9 protein-coding genes are annotated in these 7,873 nt (G+C 58.3%); 4 read left to right on the top strand and 5 right to left on the bottom strand.

What is annotated here, in order from left to right; translation table 11 throughout:
* The 4 genes from VGL70_17270 to VGL70_17255 all read right to left on the bottom strand — a co-directional run.
* The coding region (locus tag VGL70_17270; protein HEY3305277.1) for a hypothetical protein at positions 1-266 on the bottom strand (266 nt) is incomplete at its 3' end.
* Positions 263-1,042 (bottom strand): sterol desaturase family protein, encoded by a 780-nt coding sequence (locus VGL70_17265; GenBank protein ID HEY3305276.1) that lies wholly within the window; start codon positions 1,040-1,042, stop codon positions 263-265. The genes VGL70_17265 and VGL70_17270, both read right to left, overlap by 4 nt.
* Positions 1,043-1,173: 131 nt before the next feature.
* Positions 1,174-1,764 (bottom strand): hypothetical protein, encoded by a 591-nt coding sequence (locus VGL70_17260; GenBank protein ID HEY3305275.1) that lies wholly within the window; start codon positions 1,762-1,764, stop codon positions 1,174-1,176.
* 174 nt (positions 1,765-1,938) lie between these two features.
* The gene (locus VGL70_17255) at positions 1,939-3,030 is read right to left on the bottom strand and encodes an alpha/beta fold hydrolase (GenBank protein ID HEY3305274.1); all 1,092 of its coding nucleotides are present in this window, start codon (positions 3,028-3,030) and stop codon (positions 1,939-1,941) included.
* A 135-nt stretch (positions 3,031-3,165) separates the two neighbouring features.
* On the opposite strand from VGL70_17255, the gene VGL70_17250 reads away from it, so the two are divergent.
* From VGL70_17250 to VGL70_17235, 4 genes are all read left to right on the top strand, one after another.
* Complete coding sequence (locus tag VGL70_17250; GenBank protein ID HEY3305273.1) at positions 3,166-4,158, top strand: C-terminal binding protein; 993 nt, start codon at positions 3,166-3,168, stop codon at positions 4,156-4,158.
* 168 nt (positions 4,159-4,326) lie between these two features.
* Positions 4,327-5,577 carry a Xaa-Pro peptidase family protein gene (locus VGL70_17245; protein HEY3305272.1) on the top strand — a complete coding sequence of 417 codons (1,251 nt, stop codon included), beginning with the start codon at positions 4,327-4,329 and terminating at the stop codon, positions 5,575-5,577.
* Positions 5,578-5,952: 375 nt separating this feature from the next.
* Positions 5,953-6,939: an ABC transporter substrate-binding protein gene (locus tag VGL70_17240; protein HEY3305271.1), complete on the top strand. Its 987-nt coding sequence runs from the start codon at positions 5,953-5,955 to the stop codon at positions 6,937-6,939.
* 134 nt (positions 6,940-7,073) lie between these two features.
* Positions 7,074-7,553, top strand: a complete 480-nt coding sequence (locus tag VGL70_17235; protein HEY3305270.1) for a hypothetical protein — start codon at positions 7,074-7,076, stop codon at positions 7,551-7,553.
* Positions 7,554-7,555: 2 nt separating this feature from the next.
* On the opposite strand, the gene VGL70_17230 is transcribed toward VGL70_17235, so the two are convergent.
* The coding region (locus VGL70_17230) for a transposase (protein ID HEY3305269.1) at positions 7,556-7,873 on the bottom strand (318 nt) is incomplete at its 5' end.

Raw genomic sequence — 7,873 nt, 5'->3', positions numbered from 1 at the left:
ACGTTCCGGCGGTTGTAAGGCCCGCGCAGGCGCGCGTACATATTCGGCGTCAATTGAACCGACAGCACGGCGCCGGCGGGATCGTTCCACTGGATGAAAAACCTCGTCGAATAAGTTTCCAGACCTTTGACGGCGGAAAAGACTTTGGGCGCAGGCGAGGCGCCGGTTGCCGCCGCGATTCCTTTCAGCGCGGTAAGACCCGCAAGATCTCCCGCCATCTGCGCCAGCCCCAGCAACAACAGCAGCGCCGCACCGATCCTGTTCATGGCGCGGCCGCCTCTTGGTTTACGTCGAAGCCGGCGAGCATCTCGCCGAGGCGCGACTCGTCGCCGCCGAAACCGCAGCGCGCTTCCCAGCGGCGGGGATTGCGGAAAGTACCGAACAGCATGTCCCATAGCGGCAGATCGGCGTAGTTGTAGGCATGCAATCCTTCTTCGTGGTGAATGCAATGGCTCTCCGGCCGCTGAACGATGAAGCCGAGCCAGTACGGCGTCTTCACGTTCCAGTGATAGAAAAGCTCGGCGAATCCGGAAAGCAAAACGGCGTAAGATGCGGCTTCGGCACCGACGCCGACAAGCCAATAAACGATCGCACTGGAGAGCAGCCCGTTGGTGACAATCTCGATCGGGTGTTTATAAAAGCTCGTAATTATTTCGATGCGCTGCGGGCTGTGGTGTACTTGGTGCAGCCAGCGCCACAGAAAATGCGAGCGATGGCGCCAGTAGTGCCACCAATAATAGACGAACGTCAGGACGAAATATCCCGCGAGCGCTCCGCCGGTGACGCCGAGCGCGCCGGCCGACCACGGGCGGTGACGCATCATCCACCCATCCCACACGATCGCGGCCGTGTACACGATGGCAACCTGGCACATGTTGAGCAGCGCGGCGCGCGTCCACCAGCCCGCCACCTTGGGCCACGAGCGCCCGGGCCGCATGATTTCGACCGCGATCATGATGAGAGCGACGGCGATGACGAACCGCGGGATGGTTACGTGCAGCCAGCCAATCGAAAAAAAAACCGGGATTTCTTTTGGTATCATCGCCGCCAGGATGCCTGACGATCAAGATTCCAGCAGGGAAAACGAGTCGAACTGGAAATAAGGGTAGCCGAATCCATGTGTGTGCGTCAACTCACAAATCCGGAGGGAGATTCAGCTCGATTTGAGTTCATTCAAAACGGCAGCGCCATTTGCTCGCCCGTCTTCGGCTCGGCGCGCGGACGCGCGCCAAGCGACTTGATGCGCGATTCCAGCCACTGGATGTACAGGCGATGAGTTTTTCGCTTTTCGAGCGCGGCGATGCAGAGGCGCCGTACAGACTGCGCGTAGACGGGCCAGTTATCCCGAATGGCCCGCGGAAGGCGGATGTAGGTCGGAGGATCGTCGCAAAACAATTGGCTTCGGGCGAGCGTCCAGATGTCACACTGCTTCTCGCCGTAAGGAATAGGCTCGACCTTCTCTCGCCTCCCCGCCTTCAAATGAATTTTCGATAACCCTTGCAGGAGGTGCGTCAGCTCGTGGCCGATCGTTTGGTAGGTGAGCTTTTTTACTTTAAGGCGAATCGTCAGCTTCGACGCCGCTTCTTCTCTGAGCGGCACGAGCGCGCTGCCGAGGTGCGCCGAGGTGTAGCCGACGGTGATCTTTTTACCCTCCAGCTCGGGAAACCGGCGCAGCGCGTTTTGCAGCATATCGATCACGCGGCGGGAAAGCCGCTTCTTCATAAGCGGCGTGAAGGTGAAGGGAAATTCCAGCGCGCGACTCATTGATTGAGGCGATTTTACGCGATTCGCGCCCAGCGGGAAAGAGATTTCTTCAACAAGAAGTCAACATCGGCCTCGGTTGCTTTCACCCTTGGCGTGCTTTGCGTCTTTGCGCGAGATGATTCTTTATCCGATCCCTATGTTTCGCGCCAAGACGCCAAGAACGCAAAGCAGGTTTCAATCCAGCTTGGAATGAAGCCAAGTGATGACGGTCTTAAAAATATCCGGGATCGCGCCCATGTGGCCGCCGGAAAAAAGGCGCATGGCCTTCGGATCGCCGTGCTCGACGAGCAGATAAAAATCCTCGATCGGCACCTGCTTGTCTTCCTTGCCGTTGACGAGCAGCATCGGCGCGCACGGCTTGTCGAGCCAGCCCTGGGTTTTCAACGAAAGCGCAGGCATGACCTCGATCAGCTCCGCGAAAGTCTTCTTGCCGAAAAGATTGGCGCGCGCTTCGATTAGATCGAAGAGGTAAGAAGGCGCGTTGCGCGATTTTTCCTGCCACTCCGGCTGGAAAAAATAATGAATGCCGCCGCCCCAGTTGACGGCGGCGCGGAGCCGCTCGCGCTCGACGTGGGCCATCTTCGTGGACCAGTAGCCGCCGAAGCTCGCGCCGACGACGGCGATTTTCTTCGCATCGACTTCCGGACGCTTCAACAGATAATCCAGTGTGGCGGAGTGGACGCGATGCGCGTCCGGCGAAGCGAGCATCGGACACTCGCCTGTCCCCGGGCTGTCCAATACCAGGCAGCCCCAGCCCTCTCTCACAAACGCTTCCGCGAAAGTCAGCCGCTCCTCTTTCCAGTTATCGATGCCGCCCCAGTGCATGACGAGCGGCGCGGGAAGCTTCTTTGGCAATCTGAGGTGGCCGACGATCTGTGTTCCGTCGAAGGGAATCGCGACGCATTCGAGCGGGACGTCGAAGTAGCGCGATGCCGCGAGATACATTTCTCGCGTTTTGTCGTAGGCCTGTTGCTTGCCCGGCGAGTTGGGAAATGGATGGCGCGCGATGCCGTAATAGCCGTAGGCTTTGAGAAACGCTTCCTTCGCGGGCTTCGCGTCTCCGCGCGTCTCCGCGGCTCTCGCCTTCTCTTCCCAGCGTGCGCCGATCGCACTCCACGCGGCGGCCCACCTTTCCGACTCGATGCCGTCGAGCTTCGCCAGCGCCTCCTCCGCTTCCGCCTTGTCGGCGTGGAGAAAAGGCGCGCGCTTTCCGACGCGGCTCCGAATGTCCTCTTTGATCTCAGCGAGAGTACGGGGAGAAAACATTCTCTGCCTCTAAAACGCGGACTCTACCGCCGCACACCGGGCATTGCAACTGGGTTTCCGCTCGCACTCTTTTCGGAGTGGAATTGACAGCGGATCGTCATTGAACTAGTGTCGGGCCTGTTCGAGGCCAAACTCGTGTCCCGCTACAAAGTCGCAGTGACCGATCATCTCTTTTCCTCCCTGGATGATGAACGAGAGCTCTTTCGCCGTATGGACGCCGAGCTGGTTGAGGGTCAGTGTCGCGGCGAAGAGGAAACCATGGCTCTCGCCCAGGACGCCGACGCTATCTTAAACACCTACGCGCCGATAACGGCGAAAGCGATCCAGGCTCTGGAGAAATGCCGCGTCATCGTCCGCTTCGGCATCGGCGTCGACAACGTGGCGCTGGACGCAGCTACCAGACGCGGCATCATGGTATGCAACACGACCGATTACTGCATCGACGAGGTCGCCGACCAGGCGATGGCCTTCCTGCTGGCTTGCGCCCGCGGTCTTTTTCCCAGCGCCAAGATCGCGCGCGACGCAGCCTGGGACTTCCAACGGATGCCGCGCCTCACGCGGATACGGGGCCAAACACTCGGCCTCCTCGGCGTCGGGCGCATCGGCTCGGCCGTCGCGGCGCGGGCAAAGGGGTTTGGACTGCGCATCCTGGGACACGATCCTTACTTGAGGGATGACGCGGCGCGTCAAATCGGAGTTCAGTTGATCGACCTCGATACGCTGCTCAAAGAGGCGGACTTCGTTTCGATCCACCTGCCGCTCAACTCCGAGACGACGGGAATGATCGGCGCGGAATTGTTTCACAAGATGAAGCCGACGGCTTTTCTCATCAACGTGGCCCGGGGAAAAATCGTCAACCAGACCGCCTTGTGCGAGGCGCTCCAGCAGAGAAAAATCGCCGGCGCGGCGCTCGACGTCCTGGAGACCGAGCCGCCGAAACCCGACGACCCCATTTTGCGACTCGACAATGTCATCCTCACGCCGCACTCGGCATGGTACTCCGAGCAGTCCCGCATGGACATGCGCCGCCTGGCCGTGGGGCAAGTCGTCAGTGTATTGAAGGGCGAAATGCCTTATTCGCTCGTGAACCGCGAAGTTCTGGAGCGAATCGGCACGCGAAACACGTAGCAAAGAAGAAGCGCTATTCTATGTTTTCAAGGCGCCAAAATCCCTGGCCGCGTCATTCCCTCCCCCTTCCCTCTCCCAGTGGGAGAGGGTTAGGGAGAGGGGACGGATGCGAGCCCGCCGCGACAACGCAGCAGGCGCCCCTTATCGGCGGACAGGAAAGGAGCAACGATGGTGACACGGAGCACGTCTAGTTTCGGTCTGGTCGGCACCGACTGGCAGCAGCGCATCAACTGGGATCGGCTCAGGAAGTACCGCCTCGACCGCGCGCGCGAGGCGATGAAGCGGAACGGATTGGGCGCTCTGCTCGCGATGTACGATGAAAACGTCCGCTACATTTCGAGCACGGTCACGCCCGGATGGTGCCGCCTGAAGCCCGGCCTGCGGTACGCGCTTTTGTGCGAGGGCGCCGAACCCGTGCTCTTCGAGCAGGGCGACATCGGCATACAGATCAACCGTCATTGTCCGTGGATCCCGCGCGACAACGTGCGCTACGCCTATTCGTGGATTAAGGGAGCTGTGGGAGGCGCGTCGCGCCAGCAGGTGAAAAAATTCACCGACGCGATCATGGAAGAGCTGAAGAAGTACCACGTGGACAAAGCTCCGCTCGGCGTCGACTTCGTCGATCTGAATATGATCAACGCCTTCAAAGAGGCGGGAATCAACTGGACCGACGGCGCATCGCCCATGGTCGAAGCGCGCGCGATCAAGAACGAGGACGAATTGGAGGCGATGCGCATCATCGCCGCCATCTGCGACGGCTGCCACACGGCGATTTCCCATTTCATCAGGCCGGGGATGCAGGAGCATCAAATCACCGCCTTCGCCATGAATTTCCTCTACAACATTCCGGGGATCGAAGACGTGGAGGACATCATCGTTTCCTCGGGACCCAACAGTTGGCCCAACTGGCGGCATTTTTCCGATCGCATCATTCAGCCCGGCGACCTGGTCATCATCGACATGGCGGCGGTCACCTGGAACGGCTACAAGAGCTGCATGTACCGCACCTATTGCGTGGGAAAAAAGCCGACCAAAGAGCAGAACGATTTTTATCACATCGCCTACGAATGGCTCTATCGCGCCATCGAAAAGGTAAAACCCGGAGCCACGACCAAGGAGATCGCCGAAGTCTGGCCATCGGCGATGGAGACCTGGGGCTACAAGGAAGAGGATCAGGCGGCGGCGAATCTGTGGGGACACGGTCTCGGGCTCGCTCAGTACGATACTCCGGTCATCTCCCGGATTTACTCTCTCGACTTCCCTGTAGTGATCCAGCCGGGGATGAGCTTTGCCCTGGAGACGCAGCACGGCAAGCCGCTTCAATGGGGCGTAAGGCTGGAAGAGATGATGGTCGTGACCGAAAAGGGGCCTGAAGTCACGACGCAGTTCCCGATCGAGGAAATCACCGTAATCGATTAACTCACCACGAAGGCTTCGGCCGTGAGCTCAGCCGAACGGACACGAAGCTTTCGAAGGAAGAAAACGTGACTCGCGCAAAGGCGCAAAGGACGCCAAGTTAAGAAAAAAAATAAAATTCTTCCTTAACGGTCTTGGCTTCTTGTGGTTCGACAAGCTCACCACCCTGAGCAAAGTCGAAGGGGCGCAACCCTCACCCCTTCCCTCTCCCGCCGGGAGAGGGTGAGGGAGAGGGCCTCTCGCGCAACGGCGCCCTTCGATGAACTCAGGGTGGGAGTTCGACTGAGGCTCACTCGAAGTCTGAGCAAAGTCGAACCACTCTGGGATTGAGCTCCCGTAATTCCCGCTCCCGTTGGGAGAGAGTTAGGGTGAGAAACTATGAATAGAAAACTCGTTGTCTTGCTACTGGCAACTTTCTTCCTGACAACTGTTTCTCTCGCCGAAGCTCAGCAGCCGAAGAAGATCGCGAAGATCGGAGTGCTTTTTCCGAGCAATCCAGCAGCCACAGCGCATCTCCTCGAGGCGTTCAGTCAAGGGCTGCGGGAGCATGGCTATGTGGACGGGCAGAACTTCGTCTTAGAGCGTCGCTACGGCGAGGCCAAAGCCGAACGAATTTCAGAACTCGCGCGGGAGCTGGTGAGTCTCAAGGTGGACGTGATCGTGACAGCCACAGATATTGGGATTGCCGCGGTCAAGCAACAGACTTCGACCATCCCGATTGTTATGGCCAACAGCACCGATCCGGTCGGGACCGGGTTCGTCGCGAGTCTCGCGCGTCCCGGCGGAAATGTCACCGGCAACAGCACTATGTCCCCGGAGCTGAGCGGCAAGCGGCTGGAACTGCTGAGGAAAGTCGTCCCCGGGCTCTCCCGCGTGGCGTTTCTCTGGAATCCCGACGTCCGGGGCGCCGTGCTTGACTACAATGAAACGGAGGGTGCGGCCCGTTCGCTGGGTCTGCAGCTTCAATCCGTTGAAGTGGTCCGCTCCGAGGACTTCGATCGCGCCTTCTCGGCAGTGACGAAAGGGCGCTCGCAGGCGTTTATTATGCCTGCACGGAATCCTGTAGGGTTCGCGAACCGGGGCCAGATCGCGAGCTTCGCGCAGAAGAATCGGCTGCCGTCCATGTATGGACAAGAGGAGTATGTGGACGCTGGCGGCCTCATGTCCTATGGGCCGAACAATGCCGACCTGTGGCGGCGGTCCGCCACCTACGTGGACAAAATCCTGAAGGGAGCCAAGCCAGCAGACTTGCCCGTAGAGAGGCCGACGAAGTTCGAGCTGGTGATCAATCTCAAGACTGCGAAGCAGATCGGCCTGACGATTCCGCCGAGCGTGCTCGCGCGGGCGGACAAAGTGATTAAATAATTTTCGATTTTAGATTTCAGCCTGAGGCTGATCAGCCTCTCTTTTTTGAGCCTGAGGCTCATCAGCCTTTCTTCTTGGCTGAGGCTGAGCCGATTTTGGATTTGGGGGCGAAGAGAATGAATAGAAGATCTTGGGTGCGATGGCGGGATTCTTTTTCCGACAATCTAAAACCTGTCCTGAGCGAAGTCGAAGGATCCAAAACCTGTCCCTTCGATAAACTCAGGGCAGGCTCTGAGCGGAGTCGAAGGATCGAAAATCCAAAATGGCTGGGTCTTTCGGTAATCGCTTTCGTGCTCGTGGTGACTGGGGTTGTGGCGCAGGCGCAGCAGCCGGGAAAAATATTTCGCATAGGTTTCCTGGATGCGAGCAGTGCTTCCGGCAGTGCGGTCCTCGTGGACGCGTTCCGGCAAGAGCTGAGCAAGCTTGGCTGGACTGAGGGAAAGAATATCACCATCGAGTATAGGTTTGCCGAGCAAAAGAATGAGCGCCTGCCTGAGCTTGCGGCGGACTTGGTTCGTCTTAAAGTTGATCTGATCGTGGTCACTGCGGGACCGCCGGCGTCGGCGGCAAAGAAAGCAACTACTATATACAATTGCATAAATAACGCGACATAGTGTTATTGATAAGGGTGCAAGTAACCTTGCACTTGTTGGGAATTTCTTTGGATACTGCGAAACGTTGAAGTCAATGCCGAACGAAGCTCGTCTTGGGTTACAAAATACCGATTGTGGGTGCCATGTAGGCGAGTATGGTGCCAAATGCGCTCCAGTGCGTTCAGTTCTGGAGAATAGGCTGGAAGGTTGAAGACTTCCATATACTTGCGATGTTGTGAAAACCAGTCCCACACGGTGCCGTCCTTGTGGTAAGAGGCATTGTCTTGGATCAGATAGATTTTGCGAGGAAAGTAACTGCGCAGTGTTCTTTCGAGATAGTC

The organism is Candidatus Binatia bacterium (assembly GCA_036504975.1).
Classification (GTDB): Bacteria; Desulfobacterota; Binatia; order UBA9968; family UBA9968; genus JAJPJQ01.
The sequence above is the reverse complement of the archived record's forward strand: the minus strand, read 5'-3'. Positions and strand labels throughout refer to the sequence as shown.

Coding starts and splice junctions, on each gene's coding strand:
- VGL70_17265 (HEY3305276.1), bottom strand. CDS start 1,042: ATGATACCAAAAGAAATCCCGGTTTTTTTTTCGATTGGCTGGCTGCAC.
- VGL70_17260 (HEY3305275.1), bottom strand. CDS start 1,764: ATGAGTCGCGCGCTGGAATTTCCCTTCACCTTCACGCCGCTTATGAAG.
- VGL70_17255 (HEY3305274.1), bottom strand. CDS start 3,030: ATGTTTTCTCCCCGTACTCTCGCTGAGATCAAAGAGGACATTCGGAGC.
- VGL70_17245 (HEY3305272.1), top strand. CDS start 4,327: ATGGTGACACGGAGCACGTCTAGTTTCGGTCTGGTCGGCACCGACTGG.
- VGL70_17240 (HEY3305271.1), top strand. CDS start 5,953: ATGAATAGAAAACTCGTTGTCTTGCTACTGGCAACTTTCTTCCTGACA.